Source organism: Ensifer adhaerens (assembly GCF_001270265.1).
Classification (GTDB): domain Bacteria; phylum Pseudomonadota; class Alphaproteobacteria; order Rhizobiales; family Rhizobiaceae; genus Ensifer; species Ensifer adhaerens_B.
The window spans coordinates 511,279-530,629 of the sequence record NZ_LGAP01000001.1 but is presented as its reverse complement, the minus strand read 5'-3'; the positions used below and the strand labels follow the sequence as shown (position 1 = coordinate 530,629).

Annotated in this window: 20 protein-coding genes; 8 read left to right on the top strand and 12 right to left on the bottom strand. The window is 61.3% G+C overall.

Going from position 1 to position 19,351, the window contains the following annotated elements:
- Nucleotides 1-10: 10 nt before the first annotated feature.
- From AC244_RS02590 to AC244_RS02580, 3 genes are all read left to right on the top strand, one after another.
- Nucleotides 11-1,204 (top strand): DUF418 domain-containing protein, encoded by a 1,194-nt coding sequence (locus tag AC244_RS02590; RefSeq protein WP_053247239.1) that lies wholly within the window; start codon nucleotides 11-13, stop codon nucleotides 1,202-1,204.
- A 139-nt stretch (nucleotides 1,205-1,343) separates the two neighbouring features.
- Nucleotides 1,344-1,613 carry an autorepressor SdpR family transcription factor gene (locus AC244_RS02585; protein WP_202596037.1) on the top strand — a complete coding sequence of 90 codons (270 nt, stop codon included), beginning with the start codon at nucleotides 1,344-1,346 and terminating at the stop codon, nucleotides 1,611-1,613.
- Nucleotides 1,610-2,269, top strand: a complete 660-nt coding sequence (locus AC244_RS02580) for an SdpI family protein (RefSeq protein WP_082366708.1) — start codon at nucleotides 1,610-1,612, stop codon at nucleotides 2,267-2,269. The genes AC244_RS02585 and AC244_RS02580 overlap by 4 nt, the downstream gene beginning before the upstream one ends.
- Nucleotides 2,270-2,348: 79 nt before the next feature.
- Here AC244_RS02580 and AC244_RS02575 read toward each other — a convergent pair whose 3' ends face one another.
- The 5 genes from AC244_RS02575 to AC244_RS02555 all read right to left on the bottom strand — a co-directional run bounded on the left by AC244_RS02575 (nucleotide 2,349) and on the right by AC244_RS02555 (nucleotide 7,508).
- Nucleotides 2,349-3,977 carry a CTP synthase gene (locus tag AC244_RS02575; protein ID WP_053247237.1) on the bottom strand — a complete coding sequence of 543 codons (1,629 nt, stop codon included), beginning with the start codon at nucleotides 3,975-3,977 and terminating at the stop codon, nucleotides 2,349-2,351.
- A 149-nt stretch (nucleotides 3,978-4,126) separates the two neighbouring features.
- A complete protein-coding gene (gene secG / locus AC244_RS02570; RefSeq protein WP_053247650.1) occupies nucleotides 4,127-4,597 on the bottom strand; it encodes a preprotein translocase subunit SecG in 471 nt (156 codons plus the stop codon).
- 134 nt (nucleotides 4,598-4,731) lie between these two features.
- Nucleotides 4,732-5,502, bottom strand: a complete 771-nt coding sequence (gene tpiA, locus AC244_RS02565; protein WP_053247236.1) for a triose-phosphate isomerase — start codon at nucleotides 5,500-5,502, stop codon at nucleotides 4,732-4,734.
- A gap of 129 nt (nucleotides 5,503-5,631) precedes the next feature.
- Nucleotides 5,632-6,957 carry a GNAT family N-acetyltransferase gene (locus tag AC244_RS38740; RefSeq protein ID WP_202596036.1) on the bottom strand — a complete coding sequence of 442 codons (1,326 nt, stop codon included), beginning with the start codon at nucleotides 6,955-6,957 and terminating at the stop codon, nucleotides 5,632-5,634.
- 59 nt (nucleotides 6,958-7,016) lie between these two features.
- Nucleotides 7,017-7,508, bottom strand: a complete 492-nt coding sequence (locus AC244_RS02555; protein WP_053247235.1) for a GNAT family N-acetyltransferase — start codon at nucleotides 7,506-7,508, stop codon at nucleotides 7,017-7,019.
- A gap of 154 nt (nucleotides 7,509-7,662) precedes the next feature.
- Between AC244_RS02555 and AC244_RS02550 the strand changes: the two genes are divergently transcribed.
- Nucleotides 7,663-8,274: a TetR family transcriptional regulator C-terminal domain-containing protein gene (locus AC244_RS02550; RefSeq protein WP_161807832.1), complete on the top strand. Its 612-nt coding sequence runs from the start codon at nucleotides 7,663-7,665 to the stop codon at nucleotides 8,272-8,274.
- 1 nt (nucleotide 8,275) lies between these two features.
- Here the strand turns inward: AC244_RS02550 and AC244_RS02545 are convergent, their stop codons facing one another.
- Nucleotides 8,276-8,722, bottom strand: a complete 447-nt coding sequence (locus tag AC244_RS02545) for a hypothetical protein (RefSeq protein WP_053247233.1) — start codon at nucleotides 8,720-8,722, stop codon at nucleotides 8,276-8,278.
- A gap of 210 nt (nucleotides 8,723-8,932) precedes the next feature.
- Between AC244_RS02545 and AC244_RS02540 the strand changes: the two genes are divergently transcribed.
- Together AC244_RS02540 and AC244_RS02535 are read left to right on the top strand one after the other, a co-directional pair.
- Nucleotides 8,933-9,547 carry a cytochrome b gene (locus AC244_RS02540; RefSeq protein ID WP_053247232.1) on the top strand — a complete coding sequence of 205 codons (615 nt, stop codon included), beginning with the start codon at nucleotides 8,933-8,935 and terminating at the stop codon, nucleotides 9,545-9,547.
- A 54-nt stretch (nucleotides 9,548-9,601) separates the two neighbouring features.
- Nucleotides 9,602-10,153 (top strand): YceI family protein, encoded by a 552-nt coding sequence (locus AC244_RS02535; protein WP_053247649.1) that lies wholly within the window; start codon nucleotides 9,602-9,604, stop codon nucleotides 10,151-10,153.
- A 34-nt stretch (nucleotides 10,154-10,187) separates the two neighbouring features.
- On the opposite strand, the gene AC244_RS02530 is transcribed toward AC244_RS02535, so the two are convergent.
- The 6 genes from AC244_RS02530 to AC244_RS02505 form a co-directional block, all read right to left on the bottom strand.
- Nucleotides 10,188-11,642, bottom strand: a complete 1,455-nt coding sequence (locus AC244_RS02530; protein WP_414735876.1) for an aspartate aminotransferase family protein — start codon at nucleotides 11,640-11,642, stop codon at nucleotides 10,188-10,190.
- Between the two features lie 11 nt (nucleotides 11,643-11,653).
- Nucleotides 11,654-12,664, bottom strand: coding sequence for an NAD-dependent epimerase/dehydratase family protein (locus tag AC244_RS02525; protein WP_053247230.1), 1,011 nt, complete (start codon nucleotides 12,662-12,664; stop codon nucleotides 11,654-11,656).
- Nucleotides 12,661-13,101 carry an EamA family transporter gene (locus AC244_RS02520; RefSeq protein WP_053247229.1) on the bottom strand — a complete coding sequence of 147 codons (441 nt, stop codon included), beginning with the start codon at nucleotides 13,099-13,101 and terminating at the stop codon, nucleotides 12,661-12,663. The genes AC244_RS02525 and AC244_RS02520 overlap by 4 nt, the downstream gene beginning before the upstream one ends.
- A 93-nt stretch (nucleotides 13,102-13,194) precedes the next feature.
- Nucleotides 13,195-14,517: an FAD-binding oxidoreductase gene (locus AC244_RS02515; RefSeq protein WP_053247228.1), complete on the bottom strand. Its 1,323-nt coding sequence runs from the start codon at nucleotides 14,515-14,517 to the stop codon at nucleotides 13,195-13,197.
- On the bottom strand, nucleotides 14,514-15,956 hold the full coding sequence (locus AC244_RS02510) for a UbiA family prenyltransferase (protein ID WP_053247227.1): 1,443 nt from the start codon (nucleotides 15,954-15,956) through the stop codon (nucleotides 14,514-14,516). The genes AC244_RS02515 and AC244_RS02510 overlap by 4 nt, the downstream gene beginning before the upstream one ends.
- 129 nt (nucleotides 15,957-16,085) lie before the next feature.
- The gene (locus AC244_RS02505) at nucleotides 16,086-16,937 is read right to left on the bottom strand and encodes an alpha/beta hydrolase (protein ID WP_234716834.1); all 852 of its coding nucleotides are present in this window, start codon (nucleotides 16,935-16,937) and stop codon (nucleotides 16,086-16,088) included.
- A gap of 31 nt (nucleotides 16,938-16,968) precedes the next feature.
- Between AC244_RS02505 and AC244_RS37390 the strand changes: the two genes are divergently transcribed.
- Together AC244_RS37390 and parE are read left to right on the top strand one after the other, a co-directional pair.
- Nucleotides 16,969-17,217: a hypothetical protein gene (locus tag AC244_RS37390; protein ID WP_202596044.1), complete on the top strand. Its 249-nt coding sequence runs from the start codon at nucleotides 16,969-16,971 to the stop codon at nucleotides 17,215-17,217.
- 12 nt (nucleotides 17,218-17,229) lie between these two features.
- Complete coding sequence (gene parE, locus AC244_RS02500; protein WP_053247226.1) at nucleotides 17,230-19,293, top strand: DNA topoisomerase IV subunit B; 2,064 nt, start codon at nucleotides 17,230-17,232, stop codon at nucleotides 19,291-19,293.
- Nucleotides 19,294-19,351 lie beyond the last annotated feature (58 nt).

The following is a 19,351-nucleotide window of genomic DNA, read 5'->3' as shown; positions in this document are numbered from 1 at the left end:
GGAGGTGATCATGACCACCCAAGACCGCATAGACGAGGTCGACGCGTTGCGCGGCTTTGCCCTGCTCGGCATCCTGCTCGTCAACACCATGGCTTTCGCCTCGGCGTTTTACGGCCTCGAATTGCCAGATCCGTCGTTCGGCTCCGGTCTCGACCGCGGCGTACACTTCGCGGTCGCGCTGTTCTTCGAGATGAAGTTCTACCTGCTTTTCTCCTTCCTCTTCGGCTACAGCTTCACCCTGCAGATGCGCTCCGCCGAAAAGGCGGGCGACGCCTTCGTGCCACGGCTGTTGCGGCGGCAGGCGGGGCTCTGGCTGATCGGGCTGGCGCATGCGGTTCTGCTGTTTCACGGCGACATACTGACGACCTACGCCGTTCTTGGCATCGCGCTGATGATGTTGCGGACGCGAAGCGATGCCAGCCTTTGGCGGCTCGCTCGCCTGCTGGTCGTGGGTACGGCGCTTTCCTGGTTCGCACTTGGCGTCGTCGCCGTCCTGGAGCCTCCGCCTCTTGATCGGAAAGCCATTATCGCCACAGCTGCCGCGACGGAAGCGGCCTTCAGGGGCAATTGGCAATCCATCATAGGCCAGCACCTGACGGAACTGTCGTCAATCTGGGTGATCCTCGGCTTATTACAGGCGCCATCGGCGCTCGCCATGTTCCTCGTCGGCCTGATTGCGGGGCGCCGGCAGATCCTCTCTCGGCCGCAGGAGAACCGCGCCCTGTTCCGGCGGCTTGTTCGCCTCGGCGTCTTGGTCGGCCTGCCCGGCGCCGTCGTCTACGCCTATACCGGCGTCGAGATGAGCGAAACGCCGCTGGCGATCATCGGGCTTGCCATCGGGCTATTGACCGCACCGTTGCTGACGGGAGCCTATGTGGGCGCCATGGTGCTGTTCCTCGACACTGCCGCTGGACGATGGCTGCGCGACCTGCTGGCACCGGCCGGCCGGACTGCGCTTTCCAACTACCTGCTGCAATCCCTCATCTGCGCCTTTATCTTCCATGACTACGGTCTCGGCTTGGTCGGCCGCGTGCCGCCACTCGAAACCGTATCGATCGCCCTTGTCATCTACGCTGCTCAACTCATTCTCAGCTGCTGGTGGATTCAACACTTCGCCTATGGTCCGCTGGAATGGCTGCTGCGCTTCATCACCATCTGGCGCGTGCCGCAATGGCGCAAGCTTGCAAGTGCCGATCAGCGATAGCGCTCTCACTTCAGACGGGATCTCAAAGCACCCGGCGCGCCTTTCGCGCCGGGTGCTTTGGTGTTCAAAAGGCTTATTTCTTCGTGTTGACTCTAATTAGATGATTATCTAATTATGAGGTAACAACGGATCGTGGGCCATGCGAATCAACACCGTCTTCGAAGCGCTTTCGCACCCGGTGCGGCGACAAATTCTGACGCTGCTGAAAAGCGGCCCGATGAGTGCCGGCGAGCTTGCCGGCCATTTCGATCTGACCAAACCGACGCTTTCGGTGCATTTCAACAAGCTGCGCGATGCCGAACTGGTCGCGGTCGAACGCCGTGGCACGAGCCTGATCTACCACCTCAACATGTCCATCCTGGAGGAAGCCTTGAGCGGACTACTCGGCAAGAAGGATCAAACGCCATGACATCTGTATTGCGTTCTCCCCTCGTCCTGCCTTTGGCTGTCGCGCTCGTCGGCGCGACGCTGACTGGCTACCTCACCATTCCAACCGGCACCGAGCTTCCGATCCACTGGGGCGTCGACGGCAATCCGGATCGGTTCTGGCCGCGCGACAGGGCGTTGCTGGTAGCGCCAATCGGCGCGGCCGTTGTCGTGGCGCTGATGATTTTCGTCGGCCGTTTTGCTCCAAGACGACAGGCCGGCCGCCATGTTGCAGCCGCTGCATCCACGGGCATTCTTGCACTCTTTACAGCGATACAGACCGTCATCGTGCTCATCGGCCTCGGTATCGACGTGTCGATGGTCCGCGTCATCGCGTTCGCCATGGGTTTGCTTTCCGTCGTCATCGGCAACGTGATGCCGAAATCCCAACCCAACGGCTTTGCCGGTCTCCGCCTGCCATGGACACTCGCCGACCCGGCCAACTGGGCGGCAACGCATCGCCTCACTGGTCGCCTCATGCTCGTGTCCGGCAGCATCTTGATGCTTGCCGCATTGTTCCTCAGCGTCGGGCCGCTGCTGACGGCAGTGACGATCGTCGCGTTCGTGCTGCCGTTCCTGATCGGCAGTGTCTACAGCTACATTTTCGCACGCAGCAAAGGGCAGCCGTTCCGTCGATAACGACGCAGCATAGGAAGCTGAAACAAAAAACGGCCGGTCACGAGGGACCGGCCGTAATTTTCAGAACCGCGTTGATGCATCAAACGAGGCGCGACTGTTCCAGTGCCGCTTCGACGAAGCTCGCAAACAGCGGGTGCGGATCAAGCGGACGCGATTTCAGCTCCGGATGATACTGCACGCCGATGAACCACGGATGGTCCGGGTACTCGACGGTCTCAGGCAGGATGCCGTCCGGCGACATGCCGGAGAAGACCAGGCCGCAGGATTCGAGCCGCTGCTTGTAGTCGACATTGACCTCGTAACGGTGGCGATGACGCTCCGAAATATCGGTCGTGCCGTAGATGTCGGCAATCTTCGTGTCGCTCTTCAGCGACGCGCGATAGGCGCCAAGGCGCATGGTGCCGCCGAGATCGCCGGACGCAGAACGCTTCTGCAGTTCGTTGCCCTTCACCCATTCGGTCATGAGGCCGACGACCGGCTCCTTGGTCGAGCCGAACTCGGTCGAGGATGCCTTGTCGATGCCGGCGAGATTGCGCGCCGCTTCGACGACCGCCATCTGCATGCCGAAGCAGATGCCGAAATACGGCACCTTGCGTTCACGGGCGAAACGCGCCGCGTTGATCTTGCCCTCGGAGCCACGCTCTCCGAAGCCGCCGGGAACCAGAATGCCGTGCACCTTCTCGAGGTACGGCGCCGGGTCTTCCTTTTCGAAGACTTCCGACTCGATCCACTCGAGCTTGACCTTGACCCGGTTGGCAATGCCGCCGTGGTAGAGCGCTTCAGTCAGCGACTTGTAGGCATCCTTGAGGCCGGTGTACTTGCCGACGATCGCAATGGTGACTTCGCCTTCCGGCGTACGGATACGATCGGCAACTTCTTCCCACGCTTCCATGCGCGGCTTCGGTGCCGGCTCAATGCCGAAGGCGGCCAGCACTTCGTTGTCGAGGCCTTCCTTGTGGTAGGCGATCGGCACGTCGTAGATCGAGGCAACATCGAGCGCCTGGATAACCGCCGACTGGCGGACATTGCAGAACAGCGACAGCTTGCGACGCTCGGCCTCGGGGATCTCGCGATCGGCGCGGACGAGCAGGATGTCGGGATGAATGCCCAGCGCCTGCAGTTCCTTGACCGAATGCTGTGTTGGCTTGGTCTTCAGTTCGCCTGCCGCCGGAATGTACGGCATCAGCGTCAGATGGACATAGACGGCGGTGCCGCGCGGCAGATCGTTGCCGAGCTGGCGGATCGCTTCCATGAACGGCATCGCTTCGATGTCGCCGACGGTGCCGCCGATCTCGCACAGCACGAAATCATAGTCGTCGTTGCCTTCGGTGACGAAGTTCTTGATTTCGTTGGTAACGTGCGGGATCACCTGAACGGTTGCGCCGAGATAGTCGCCTCGGCGCTCCTTGTCGATGATGTTCTTGTAGATCCGGCCAGTGGTGATGTTGTCGGTCTTCGTCGCCGAACGCCCCGTGAAGCGTTCATAGTGGCCGAGATCCAGATCGGTCTCGGCGCCATCGTCGGTGACGAACACCTCGCCGTGCTGGGTCGGGCTCATGGTGCCCGGATCGACGTTGAGGTAGGGGTCGAGCTTGCGCAGTCTCACCCGGTAGCCACGCGCCTGCAGCAACGCTCCTAGAGCGGCCGCAGCGATGCCTTTTCCGAGGGAGGAAACCACGCCGCCAGTGATGAATACATATCGCGCCATGGGAGTCACCGGATACCTTTTAACAAACGATTCCGCCACCGAAAAATTCGTCTATCCGAACTTTTCCGTCTTCGAAGGGAATCAGATTTCACACAAAACAAAACCGGCGGATGGTGCCATCCGCCGGCGGGTTCTTCTGAATTGCGACCTTATTGGCCGCTGGGAACTTGCGATCCCGTATTGCTGTTGGCGCCGCCTGCGGGCGTTTCCGTCGTCGTGGCACCGCTGGCCGGGGCCTCGCCTGTGGTGGCGGGCGCCGGTGCCGTGGCGCCATTGCCGGTCGCCGGCTGCTGGGTTACGCCACCGGCCGGAGCCGTGGTGTTGCCGCCGCCAAGCGAATCGAGGACGCCGCCGCCCGAGCTGGTGCCCGGAATACGGTCGAGGATATCGGTCGCCTGCGGCTCGTACCGAGCGAGAATGCCCATCGCCAGAGCCAGAACGAAGAAGAGTGCCGCGAGGATCGCCGTCGTGCGGGTCAGCGCATTGGCAGTGCCGCGCGCGGACATGAAGCCCGAGCCGCCGCCGATGCCGAGGCCGCCACCTTCGGAACGCTGAATGAGAACGACGCCGATCAGGGCAACGACGACCATGAGATAGATGACGAGTAGTACGGTCTGCATCAGCTTCCAGTCCTGCCCTTTGGGCAAACGAATCAAATCTTGCGCGGACACGGAGTTTTCCGGGCGCAATTTTCGCGCCTCTTTATACCAACCTGTCCGCTATTCCAACCCCCTGCCCGGCCCGTGCCGGACAATCAGGCCGTCAAATCTTCATAAGCCCGGTAGATGGCGAGGAAGTCTTCGGCTTTCAAGCTCGCGCCACCGATCAGCGCGCCATCGACATTGGCAACGCCCATGAGCTCGCGGGCATTGGACGGCTTGACCGAACCACCGTAGAGAATACGCATCTTGCCGCCGGCATCGGCGAAGCGGGACACCAGTTCCTTGCGCATGAAGGCATGCGCCGCTTCGACGTCTGCCGCCGTCGGCGTCAGGCCCGTACCGATCGCCCAGACCGGCTCGTAGGCAATGACCGTGTTTTCCGCCGTGGCGCTGTCGGGTAGGCTTTCGGCGAGCTGACGCTTGAGCACGTCGAGCGTCTTGCCCGCCTTACGCTCGTCACCGGTTTCGCCGATGCAGACAATGGCGATCAGATCGGCAGCATGGGCGGCATCCGTCTTGGCGCGCACCACGCCGTCATGCTCGGCGTGGTCCGTGCGGCGCTCGGAATGGCCGACGATCACATGGGTGCCGAAGCAATCGGCGATCATCTCGGCCGAAACTTCGCCGGTGTGTGCTCCGGACTGTTTCTGGTGGCAATCCTGGGCGCCGATCATCAGAGGGCTGTCGTCGCAAAGCGCGGTCGCGACATAAAGTAACGTTGAGGGTGGGCAGATCAGCGTCTCGACCTTGCCCGACAGATCGCCCTTGACCCCTTCGGCCATCGCCTTGATCTGATCGAGCGAGGCGCGCGTTCCGTTCATCTTCCAGTTTCCGGCGACGAGCGGGCGGATGTCAGGCGTCATGAAATTTCCTCCGGGTCAGGTACTTTTCTCCGGAAAGCGGCCTAGCAAATGCCGCCGGCAAAGGAAAGCATCCGTCGCGGAATATTCCGGCAGGGCCAGGGCGATCGGCCCTGCCGGTGGTCTCGCGCCTTACGGGGTGCGCGCCATATGGATCACCGCAAAGGGCAACCCCTCATCATCCGTCTCCTGTCGACCGGTCTCGACAAAACCGCGACGGCGATAGAAATCGACGGCGCTCGGATTGTCGGCATAGACGCTAACGTCGAGACGACCGAGCCGCGCCGCCGCATGCTCGATCAGCCCGCGGCCGATGCCGGCGCCATGGATCTCGGGATTGACGAACAGGCCGCCGATAAAATTGCCGATCAGGCCAATGAAGCCTGCCGGGCGTCCATCGACCTCGGCGACCCAGTTGTCGGCCATCGGCAGGTAGGTATCGCGGACCATCTGCAGTTGGGCGAGAAGTCGCTCCTCGCCAAGGAAGGGGTGCCCGATGCGCGACGCGGACAACCAGATTGCCGCCAATCGCTCGCGATCCTCGGTGCGGTAGGGGCGGATCACCGCTTCTGGCCTCGCACTGGCCGGCGCCGACATCGCCCCCATCTTCTTCGGCTTTGCCGCCGCGATCGCATACATCAGGGGAATGCTGGGCATGGATTTGGGTGGCAGCATGCGTCCGCCGCCGGAATCGCGCATGCCGTCAAAGCCGGCCCAGCCGTTGGCGTAAGGGTATTCCTTCAAGCATTCGATCTCGAGACCGGCATCGATCAAAGCCTGGAGCACATCCGCGATGCCCCAGTTGAACTCGAACGAGGGGTGCGGATTGCGGAAATCGACAACACCTTGTTCATAGCCATCCGGCGCCAACCCCGCCCCCGATGCCGCGACATAGTCGCCCACACCCGCTTCAGAGACCGGTTCTCTCGGTGCGTAGTCGTAGCGCGGCGCCCATTTTTCATCGAAAACCATCGCAAACGGGTGAAACTCGATGAAGGCAAACCGCCCACCGGGCTTCAGGACGGAAGCGATGCCGCGTGCCCAAAGGCCGAGGTCGGACAGCCAACATATCGTGCCATAGGATGCGAAGACGCGGTCGAACGCCAGACCGCGCGTTCTTGCGTCATCGAACCAGTGGAGAAGATCGGCACGCTCGAAGGTGGCGGCGATGCCGCTTTCGGCCGAAAGCCGCTTGGCGAAAGCGATCGCTTCATCGGAAATATCGACGCCGGTCACGTTCGCGCCCAGGCGGGCGAGGCTCAGACTGTCCTGGCCGGAGTTGCATTGCAGATGCAGCAGATCAAGGCCCGCCAGATCGCCGAGCAACTCGATCTCTTCGGGATAGAGCGTGGAACCGCCGTTGCGGAAGAACGCCACTTGATCGCCCTTGTGGCTGTTGTGCGCGACGGTCGCCGCGTTCCATGAGAGCCGATTGGCCTCGTGTAGGTCGTTTAGCATGTCTCTCTCGTCAAATATTCTGAGCGACGCCGGGTCAAGCGCCACCAATGATATCTCTTTTAGGCCGCAAATTTGAGCACGGCTTCCAGCTCTTCGCCGTAGCTGTCCCCTGTTGGAACAAAGCCAAGCCCCTTGTAGAAACCTTCGGGGCTCGCCTCGCCCAAGCCGTAGCTGGTGTAGAGCTCGCGGATGCCGCGTGCCTTGAGGTCGCGGACCACAAGTTCGATCGCCTTCTTGCCGATGCCCTTGCCCTGAAACGGGCGGGCGATCATGAGGCGCCAGAGGTAGACGCCAGGGCAATCGATCCCGTCGTCCCAATCCGATCCCTGATGCAGCATGATAAACCCGACGAGCGTCTCGTCGGCGTAGATCGCCCGGAACCAGGCATTCTCGGAGAAATGCGCCTCCGCAATCGAGGTGCCGTTGTCGGCAACCATATTGCGCTGCTCTTCGCTCAGCGTTTCGCTGAGTTCGCAGACCTCGCAGACGGTCAGGGCGGAGATGCGGCGGAAGGTAATCTCGGCATCAGACGGCAAAACACGTTCGCTCATGGCGACTCCTGAAAATCAAATGGATGAAAACGAGGACCGAGCCAAAACGGCCGGCCGCGGTTTTCGATCGTCCGCCAACGATTTGAGCCAACGCTCAAATTGGACATATGATCAAATCTGCGCTATGTCAATCGGATACAACCGGAGACTGAATATGGTGTACATGACCCGCCTCGCCCGGCGCGAGGCGATCATTGCGGCGGCCATCGCCGTGATGCTGAAGGACGGCTTTGACGGGATGACCACACGTCGCGTCGCAGCCGAAATGGGAGCGGCAAACGGCATCATCCACCATCACTTCAAGACGGCAAGCGAACTCAAATGCGCAGCCTTCCAGCACTACGAGGCTGCGGCCCGCACCGAGTTCGTGGAGATGCGCCCTACGCTCGGTCCGACGGCAGCGCTCAAGCTCTTCGTCAGCGACCAAACGGACGATGCACGGGAGAACGGCATGCGATTCTGGGCAGAGGCCTGGCGGGCAGCCCAGGCCGACACCGCATTGGCCGACGCCTATGCGCAGGCCGTTTCCGACTGGCATCGCCTGCTTTGCGGCATCATTGCAGATGGTATCGCGGCGGGGGAATTCCGCACAGGCGTGTTCGCGGAAACGATCGCCTGGCGGATCCTCGGTCTCGGAATAGGCCTTTCCAGCATGGCAGTCCTGCCTGTGCCCTTGCTGTCGCCGGCAGCCGTCCGCAGCCTGATGATGCAGGGCGTTGCGGACGATCTCGGCATCTCGCTTCAGGAAATGACGAAGGCGTGCTGACTTACGCCTTTGCTGCCAGCGCTACGCGAATATCGGCCTCGTACCGTCGCTCGAACAGGTTGAACACCTCGTCCCCCGTCAATCGGTGAACGTCCTGAATATGAGGATAGGCATTTTCGGCCTCGCCGAGCGCCAGATAGGCGCGGGCGATGGTCATCGACGCGAGCGGCTGACGCAACGAAAGCGTCCACTCGCGAACGAGTTTCGAAACGGCGATGCTTTCACGGTGACGACCGACATCGTGGAGCGCGGCGCCGTAACCACCCTTGACCCAATAATAAAGGTCTTCGCCTTCGAGGTTCGCGTCCGCCAGTTGCGCCGCCAGCCGCCATTGCTCGAGCGATTCCGCGAACCTCTGCTCGGCCCCCAGCGCGATGCCGGCGTTGGCATGCTTTAACACCACGTTTTCAAGTGGGATCAACTCGTTTGTCGAGCTATTCTCGGTCATGACTCATGTTCCGCATTAAGTTGGTGCAACCACTCGAGCCAGCCAATTGACTGCCCTGTGTCGAGCAAATGAGATATCTTTCGGCTGCATCAACATGATCGGCCTGCAAATTTACGGTATCGTCAGAGAATAAAAGGCGGGCCCAGTGGGTCTTATCCGGGCGACAAGGGCGAAACCGAGGATTTCGTCCGAACGCCGCAGGAGCTTGCCATGCTGCAAAACAGCAAGTCTGCATTCGGCTGGGTGACGATCATCCTTCATTGGCTGATCGCGGTGTTGATCCTTGCCCTCCTGGCGCTCGGCTTTGTCATGCGCAGACTCCCACTGGATCCGAGCCTGCAATTCTCGCTCTACCAATGGCACAAATCCTTCGGCTTTACGGTGCTCGCTCTCGCCGCGCTGCGCGCCGCATGGCATGTGCTTGACAGGCAACCGCAGGCGCCTGCCGGCCTTTCCGCACTCGAACGGCGCGCTGCCGGGACAACACATGCAATCCTGATCGTCCTGGCCTTAGCGGTGCCCGTCTCCGGCTGGGCAGTCGCCTCGACATCGACGCTGAACATTCCAAGCTTCTATTTCGACTGGTTCGTCATCCCGCATCTGCCGATGGCGAAATCGGAAGCAGCCGAGAGCTTCTGGACGTCAGCACACTCGATCCTCGCCTACGCGACCCTGGGTCTCGTCGCGTTCCATGCCATGGCCGCGCTCTACCACCACGTCGTGCGTCGCGATGACGTTCTGGTTCGCATGCTGTCTACGCGACCGCAGCGGCGCCGCGAGCTCGAAAAGACCAAGAGCAGTCAGGTCATTGCCAAGAGGAAATGAACCATGATGAAGCAGAAATCGAAGGCATCGTCAGCGGCATTGGCATTTTGCGTCATGCTTGCCACGACGTTCGGGCCGAGTGCGACCAGGGCCAGCGCGCCGCAACTCTCGGACGCCGCCGGCAGCTACGGCATCACCGCCGCGTCACGCATCCATTTCTCCGTCGCGCAGGTCGGCGGCGGCGGCATTGCCGGCGACTTTGGCAAGTTCTCGGGCAACTTCCGCATCGATGGCAATAACATCGCCCGCTCGTCGGTCAACTTCACACTCTATCCGGAAAGTGTCGAGACGGGAGAAAGGCGCGTCGAAGATTTCCTGAAGTCGAGCGCCGTCTTCGACAGCGCGACCTACCGCACCGTCACCTTCCGCTCGACCAGCATCACGCAGACCGGCCCCGACACGGCCGCCGTCGAAGGCACGCTGACAGCACGCGGCAAAACCCGCAAGGAGCGGTTCTCGGTAAAGCTGATGGATTGGAACAATCGGTCGATCTCATTCAAGATCCGCGGCAGCATCTTCCGCTCGCCCTACGGCATGGACGTCGGCACGCCGATCTATTCCAATGTCGTCGAATTCGACATGAACATAAAAGGGCAGAAGCGCTAACGCTTCTGCCCTTCGAGATCTATTGCGAAGCCCGTCAGCTGCCGATCTGGCTGCCGACGAAGTCCTTGACGATACGCACAATGCCACGGCCCAAGAGCTCGTCGAGCGCAGCGATGAACTGGTCGACGTGAGAACGTTCGCAGATCAGCGGCGGTTCGAGCCGGATGACGTTGCGATTGTATTCGGTAAAGGCGACCAGCACGTCGTAGTCGCGCAGGAGCAAGGCACCGATGAAGCCAGAGAGCGACCCCTTCAGCTTGTCGTCAAGCACGGAAACGACCGGACGCAGGACCATCGGCAACGTCTGGCTGAAGTCCTGGAACTCCAGGCCAACCATCAGCCCCTTGCCGCGCACGTCCTTGATGATCTTCGGATACTTCTCCTTCAGCGCCTGCAGGCGTTCAAGCAGATAGTCGCCGCTGTCCGCCGCGCGATCGATCAAGTGATCGTCGTAGAGCACATTGATGCCCTCGATCGCGGTGATGCAGGCTTCGCCCATGCCGCCAAAGGTCGCCATAGCGTGGATCATCGCCGTCTTCGATGTGCCATAGGCCTTCATATAGACTTCGCGGCGAGCGATCATCGCGCCAACCGCCGCCTTGCCGGCACCGAGCGACTTGGCAAGGGCGGTGACGTCAGGGACGACGCCATAATGTTCGAAGGCGTAGAAGCGACCCGAGCGGCCGTAACCGCACTGCACTTCGTCAGCGACCCACAGGACGCCATAGCGATCGCAGAGCGCCCGCAACTGCTGCCAGTACTCGGCTGGAGCCTGGATGATGCCGCCGCCGCCCTGGATCGTCTCGAGCACGATGACGCCGATCTCCGGATCGGACTTGAAGGCATTCTCGACGGCCTGGATATCGGCGAAGGGAACGCGCACCGTGTTGTCGGCAAGCCTAAACTCGGCGCGGTAAAGCTGGCCGTCGGTAATGGCGAGCACGCCCTTGGTCTTGCCGTGGAATGAATTTTCCGCATAGACGACCTTCGGGCGCTTCGGGCCGGCCGCGCGCTCGGCAAGCTTGACCGCCGCCTCCATCGCCTCGGAACCGGATGAACCGAGGAAGACCATGTCGAGATCGCCCGGCGAGCAGGCGGCAATGTTCTTGGCAAGCGCCGCCGCATATTGCGACATGAAGGCAATCGCTATCTCGTGGCGTTTCTCGTCCTGGAACTTCTGGCGCGCCTGGAGAATACGCGGGTGGTTGTGGCCAAAGGCCAGCGAACCGAAGCCGCCGAAAAAGTCGAGAATCTTCCGGCCGTTCTGGTCGGTATAGTACATGCCCTCGGCGCTTTCGATCTTCACCTTGTGAAAACCGAGCAGCCTCATGAAGTGGAGCTGGCCAGGATTGAGATGGTCCTTGAAGGCAGTGGTGATGTCGCCGATCGACATGGCCTTCGCCTGCTCGACCGTGATCAGGTTTGGCCGTGCGACGCCGCCGTCCGGCGACGGCGCCGAGACGGCTGTGCGGTTCGGTTTATCCAGCATTGTCATTCCCCTCACTCGGCCGGTACGGCGGCGGCGTTTTGCATCGCGGCGCCCGACTTCTTGGCCCGATACTCGTCATAGGCGGCAATCAGCATGTCGCCATCGTTGAACTGCGACCGCCAGCCGAGCTGATGCTTCAGCTTGCCCGTCTCGCGTACGCACAGTTCGTCGGCAATCAGGTACTGCTCCGGATCCATGATCGGCTTGTTGATCAGGTCGAACAGCGCCAGCGTCTGCTTCACCGCGAAGGCAGGCGTCGGCAGCAGGAAGGACTTCGAACCGGCGTGCTTGATCAGGTTGCCGAGAAGCTCACGCACCGAAGGAGGACTGTCTGAGCCGAGGTTGTAGGCCTCGTTGGGCACGCCACCCTTCCATGCGAGCCGCGCCGCTTCGGCGCAATCGAACACCGAGATGAACTGGTAAGGCACCTTGCCCGAACCGATCATCGGCACCGGCAGGTTCATGTCGATCAGCTTGAACAGCTTTTCGAGAATGCCGAGACGGCCCGGACCGATAATCAGCCGCGGGCGGAAGATCGAGATGTTCATGCCCTGCTTGCGCCATTGCACGGCCAGTTGTTCGGTGGCCCATTTCGATTTGCCGTATTCGCCGAGCGGCTTTGCCGGATGGTCCTCGGTCTGCGGCGACTGCACCGTGTGACCGTAGATCATGTCGGTGGTGAATTGAACGAGGCGCGAGGCATTCGCTCCCCCCATGGCCTTCATGATGTTCTCGGCACCGTAGTAGTTGACCGGCCAGAAGAAGTCCCAGCGCTTCGAACGGATCTGCAACGGCGACAGCATCTTGGCCGCCATGTTGTAGACCATGTCGTCCGGGCCGATACCGACCTTCAGCACATCGCTCATCTGCGTCACGTCGCAATGAACGAAACGGGCTCGGTTGTAGTGCGGCAGGTCGGATTTGACGATATCGGCGACCACGACCTCCTCGCCATCCTGGACAAGGCGCTGCGCCAGATGCCTGCCGACGAAACCATCGCCACCAAAGATAATGTGCTTCATGACTTGCTCCCGAAGTCTGCTGTTCTTGCACCAGCCGCATCGACCGGCGTCTCGTCGCTATGGGATGACATGCCCGACTGGGCGATCAGGACCGTTCCAACGCAGATGAGCGCGATGCCGGCGATGCGCCAGGCATTGAGGTCCTCGCGGAAGACGAAGTAGGCGAAGATCGCAACCGCCACATAAGCCAGGCTCAGAAACGGATAGGCGAAGGAAAGCTCTACCTTCGACAGCACGTAGAGATGCGATGCCATGGAGATGACAAAGGTCACCAGACCCGCGAAAACCCATGGATTGAAAACGATCTGGAACAGGCGAACGATGGCGGTCTCTGCCGTCATCGAGATCGGCCCGAGCGACATCATGCCCTGCTTCAGCATCAACTGTGCCGCCGCATTGGTCAGCACAGTGAAGAGAATGAATGGAATATATTTCATAGTTTTACTCCCAGTCCCGGGAATGTACTTACACGCGAGAGACGCATATTCAGTGAAGTTCGCGTATTTAATTTCATAAAATTGTCTGCATTCTCATTTTGGCAAAGCCAGCGCCGTGCGGCGCCAGAAGTTCGACGTCAACGCAGGATCACGGAGCGCCTCAAGGGACCGCCAGGATGCGAAAGACTTTTCAAAGACTTGCGGGCTCATGCGTGCATCCTTGTAAGGATTTACCGCACCTCCGGCCTCGACAACGATCGCGTCGAGGCGGTCCAGCAGCTTTACCGTCCGTTCACCCTGATTGGCGAAGTCGAGCGTCAAAGTAAAACCGGGCCGCGGAAACGACAGGAGACCGCGCGAGGCGATGTCCCCGAAGCGCTTCAAGACGGTCAGGAAGGACGCATGCCCGGCCCGGCGTGCGGTCTCCATCAGCGTCGCAGTGATTTCCCGCGCATTCTCCGAGGGATAGACGCTCTGGTGCTGATAAAGCCCCTTGGGGCCGTAAAGCCTGTTCCACGCGCCGATGGCGTCGAGCGGGTAGAAATAGGAAGTCCACGGCACCGTCGAAACGGTTTCCCCCGGTTTCTCCTTGCGGAAATAGTATTCGTTGAAGACCTTGAGCGTCGCTGAATTGAGAAGGTTGAACGGCGGCGAGAACGGCACCGAGAGCTTCATGCCTTTCGGCATATCGGGAAACTCGCAGGAGCCGTCGGCATGATCGCCGGCCAGCAGAACGCCGCGGCCCATACGCCGTCCCGTCGCAAGCTGGTCGATCCAGGCGACGGAATATTCGTGTTCCTCATCGACGCGATCGACCAGCCCGAAATATTCGTCGAGATTGTCGAACCGGATCGCATGCTGCTGAACATGCGGCGACGGCACCTTGCGGAGCCGAAGACTGACGGTCCGGATCAGGCCGGTCAGCCCCATTCCACCGATCGTCGCTGAAAACAGCTCCGGATTTTCGGCGGAGGTGCAGGTCAGGTGCTCGCCGTCGGAACGCAGCAACGTAAAGCCGGACACATGATTGCCGAAGGTGCCGCGGGCATGATGGTTCTTGCCGTGAACATCGTTGGCAAGCGCACCACCCACGGTGACAAAGGCCGTACCTGGCGTCACCGGAAGAAAGAAACGGTGCGGAATGGCGCGGGTCAGGACGTCGCGGAGCGTGACACCTGCCTCGCAGGTCATCACGCCGGTACCCGGGTCGAACGCCAGGATGCGAGCGTGACGGCGATTGTCGATCAACAGGCCGCCATCGTTGTGGCAACTGTCGCCGTAGCTGCGACCATTGCCGAAAGGCAGGAAGGCATCGGGCTCTATCGAGCCGAGGCGATCCTCGTAGTCGTCAGGTGAAATGCCCTGCCGCGGCCGACGGTCGAGCCGGCCCCAGCTTTCGTAGTCTTGCGTGTTCATTGCGGCCCGACGGCTCCGAAAAGGATAAGTAACGCCCCAATCAGCATGGTCAGCTGGCTGCGCCAATCGCGCATGATGAAGACGACGGGATCCTCGTGCAGCATACCACGGCGCGCCAGCATCCAGATCCGAAGCAGCATATAGAGCACCAACGGGCAAAGTGGCCACAACGCCCAGGGCGTCGTGTACATTTCCTGCAGTTCCTTGCTGTGCACATAGAGCGCAAGCACCAGTGCCGCGGTGAAGGCGGAGGCCACACCTGCCTGGCCGACCATTTCGAAATCGACTGCGAGATAGCCACGGCCAGGAACGGCACCACCGTCCTTGTCCTCGAATTCATGCAGTTCGACATAGCGCTTCACCAGCGCCAGGCTGAGGAAGAAGAAGATCGCGAAAGATACCAGCCAGAAGGAAAGTTCCGTTCCGGTCGCCGCCGCACCGGCAACGATACGGGTGGTGTAGAGCCCGGCAAGCGTGAAGACGTCGACAAGCAGCTTGCGCTTCAGCACAAAAGTGTAGGCCGTCGTGGCACAGGCATAGAAGGCAAGCACGCCGGCAAATTTCCAGGGAAGGGCAAAGGTCAGCGAAAGCGAGGCCAGGATCAGGCAGATGACGAGGACGAGCGCCGTCGGCACCGACATCTGGCCGCTGGCGAGCGGCCGGTTGCGCTTCTTTGCGTGGCGCCGGTCATTCGCAAGGTCCGAGAGATCGTTGATGACGTAGACGGCGGAGGCCAGGAAGCTGAAGGCGAAGAATGCGATGATAACACTCAACAGCGCATCGAGATGCAGCACCTCATGATTGAGGATCATCGGCACGCCGATCAGCACATTCTTCGCCCACTGATGGACGCGGATCGATTTCAAAGGAGCAAGCATGCTCACCTTGCCGGTATCGAGCTTCTCGGCATCGTGGTTGCGGCGCCATTTCTCCGCCGCCGAATCCGGCGCCACGACAATCGCGCGGCGTGACACCTCGAACACCGCGATGTCGTCGCGGCTGTTGCCCATGTAATCGAAACCGCCCTCGCCGAACTGTTTCACCAGTGCGTCACGCTTTCGGCTGCTCGTCAGATTGAGCGCCTCCGATGAATGCATGACCGAGGAAAAGAGCCCGACATGTGCCGCGACCTCCCGGGCGACGGAAGGTGCCGCACCAGTGACGAGCACGATATCGCGCCCGTCCGCCTGCTCTGCGGCCAGTCGGGCCAGGACGGTCTGGCGGTACGGCCAGTCCGCCGCCTTTCGCCCGGAGCGCAAGGCGACTTCATGTTTCAGGCGCGCCTTCCCCTTCAGCAGCCACAGCATCATCGGTCCGAGCATGAGCGGATTGCGCAACAGGATGATCGCAGCGCCTTCCCACAGCGTATCGGCGGCCAGCAACGTGCCATCCAGGTCGACACACAGCGGAACCTGCCGTGTTTCGGTGCGCGCATCCATGAAACTTACCCCAGCAATATCTGCCGGAGATCATCGCGCCGATCACTTTCAAAGGTGGAAACAAGCGGATGGTCTGCACCCGGAAATTGCCGGTCTGGTTAACAAATGCCGAGCATCGAACGGTGCGCGTCAGCGGCTGCCGATCCAGTTCAAGGCGTCGCGCCAGTCGGTCATGCGAACCGGCGTTCCGTGCGAGCCGGTTTCAAAAAGCACGAAGCGGGTCGGGTAGCCCTGCCCCTTCAACGCGGTGTAGAGCGCCTTCTGGCTCTCGGCCGGATAGACGCTGTCGCGGCTGCCATGGCTGAAGAACATCGGTAACTTCGCCTTATAGGCGGCACTCTTGATAAAATCCGGGTCGGCGGCGCCGCCCATGACCATCATGCCGCCAAGGACAGCAACAGCGCCTGCGTCACGCGTCACGCCCCAGCAGATGAAGCTGCCCATGGAGGCACAGGCAAGCACCACCGGCCGGCCGCCTGAGCGCTCGGCGGCAAGCTTGACCAGTCCTGCGACATCCGCTGCCCCCGCCGCATCGAACGACCGCACGCTCGGTGCGTAATAGACACCGCCATTGGCAACCGCGAGGTTTTTCAGGCGATTGAAATTGCCGCCGAAGGAAAAATCATTGGCGCCGAGGCGCCGGTCCCCGCCTCGTCCATGAATGAAGATCACGCTGAATGCTGCGCCCCGATCCCGACCGACGCGTGTCACATCGATCGAGCGTCCGCCGACATCAAGGGTCTCGTTGACCTGCTCGCTCTTGACGCCAAGCGAGACGAAGGAGCGCTTGGCCCGACGCTCCGGAATTTCGTCGCGTTCGTTGATGTCGCGCAGTTCCTGATAGTCGACGACGCGGTAGTCACCGCCATCGCTCTGCTCCAGCACCTTGCCGTAGGAAAACAAATCGTCCTTATAGGGCTTCAATACCTGCGCCTCGACGCAAGCGGCCGAGCCTGCAACAAGGCCGATGGACAGGACCATGGCAGCAAGCCGGCGAAAGCAAAAATGAGCTGTGGACACGGACAACGAAGGGCTCCCTGGTTCGCCGCAAAGCCTTGCCATCGGCCCGGCGCCAAAGCAACAGTTGGTGATGGAAGCCGACGCAGAGGCTTTATTTTTGCAGGCATCCGGCGCTGCCATTCTCCTTTTGTTCGCACAATCGGCAAGACTCTGGCAGAATCCGGGTGATTCGAATGACTGGGGATGGCGACAAGACCGAGGTCTTGCTATGGCCATGAACACCTCCGCACGACAGGAATGATCTAGACGCCCCATGGACGACAGCAACGACCTCTTCTCCGCAATGCCCGAACAACCGAAGCCCGTTGTGCCAGATGCTGCACCTGTTGCGCGAGCGGCGCCGGTTCCGCGCGAGGAACCGCGCCCTGCGCCCAAGGGAAGTGACAGCGGCGACTACGATGCTTCTGCGATCGAGGTGCTGGAAGGGCTGGAGCCGGTACGCCGGCGTCCGGGGATGTATATCGGCGGCACCGACGAAAAAGCGCTGCACCACCTCTTCGCCGAAGTCATCGACAACTCGATGGACGAAGCGGTGGCCGGCCACGCCAATTTCATCGAAGTCCATCTCGACGCCGATGGCTACCTGTCGGTGACCGACAACGGCCGTGGCATTCCGGTCGAAAACCACCCCAAATTCCCAGGAAAGTCGACGCTCGAAGTCGTGATGACCGTTCTGCATGCGGGGGGCAAGTTCGACGGCAAGGCCTATGAAACCTCCGGCGGCCTGCACGGCGTCGGCGTGTCCGTGGTGAACGCACTTTCGGACGATCTCGAAGTCGAGGTTGCCAGAAACCGCAAGCTTTATCGCCAGCGCTTTTCGCGCGGCGTGCCGCAGGGCGGGCTCGAAGAACTGGGCGACGTCCATAACCGGCGCGGAACGCGAGTTCGTTTCCATCCCGATCCGCAGATCTTCGGACCGCATGCTCGCTTCGAGCCGGCGCGGCTGTTTCGGATGGCACGCTCGAAGGCTTATCTCTTCGGCGGCGTCGAAATCCGCTGGTCCTGCGATCCGTCGCTGCTGCTGGAAGGCTCCGAGATCCCCGATCGGGCGGTCTTCCATTTCCCCGGCGGCCTGAAGGACTATCTGGCCGCGACGCTCGGCAAGGAATTCACCGTCACCCGAGAGATCTTTTCCGGCAAGTCCGAGAAATCGAACGGCCACGGCTCGCTCGAATGGGCGGTCACCTGGTATGGCGGCGACCAGCAGGTCCACTCCTATTGCAACACCATCCCGACGCCCGAAGGCGGGACGCACGAGGCGGGTTTCCGCATCGCGCTCACCAAGGGTCTGAAGAACTATGCCGAGCTGACGCAAAACAAGCGCGCTGCCATCATCACCACCGATGACGTGATGATTTCCGCGGCCGGCATGCTCTCGGTCTTCATCCGCGAGCCTGAGTTTGTCGGCCAGACGAAGGACAAGCTGGCGACCGTAGAGGCGCAACGCATCGTCGAAAACGCCTTGCGCGATCCCTTCGACCACTATCTCGCCGACAACCCGGCCGAGGCGGCAAAGCTGCTCGAATGGGTCATCGAACGCGCCGACGAGCGTGTCCGCCGCCGCAAGGAAAAGGAAGTCAACCGCAAGACCGCCGTGCGCAAGCTGCGCCTGCCCGGCAAGCTTGCCGACTGCTCGCAGAACACTGCCGAAGGCGCCGAACTTTTCATCGTCGAAGGGGATTCGGCTGGCGGCTCCGCCAAGCAGGCGCGTAACCGTGCGAACCAGGCCATCCTGCCGCTCCGCGGCAAGATCCTGAACGTCGCCAGCGCCGGCCGGGAAAAGCTGGGCGCCAACCAGCAGATCGCCGACCTGATCCAGGCGCTCGGCTGCGGCACCCGCAGCAAATACCGGGAAGAGGATCTGCGCTACGAGCGCATCGTCGTCATGACCGACGCCGACGTCGACGGCGCGCACATCGCCTCGCTGCTGATCACGTTCTTCTATCAGGAGATGCCGGAGCTCATCCGCGGCGGTCACCTCTATCTCGCTGTACCGCCGCTCTACCGCCTGAGCCAGGGCTCGAAGACGCTCTATGCGCGCGACGACGCCCATCGAGAAGAACTGATGCGTACCGAGTTCAACGGCCGCAGCAAGGTCGAAGTCGGCCGGTTCAAGGGTCTCGGCGAAATGCTGCCGGCACAGCTCAAGGAAACGACGATGGACCCGAAGTTCCGCACGCTGCTCAAGGTCGAGATCGACGACGTCGATTTCGAGGGCACGCGCGAAGCCGTCGACAGCCTGATGGGCACCAAGGCCGACGCACGCTTCCGGTTTATCCAGGAGCGGGCCGTGTTCGCCGATAATCTCGACATCTGACCGATTGACACGCTGCTGTGCCCATCTGTTTGCAGGCGGGCACAGCGAGTGAAGCCGA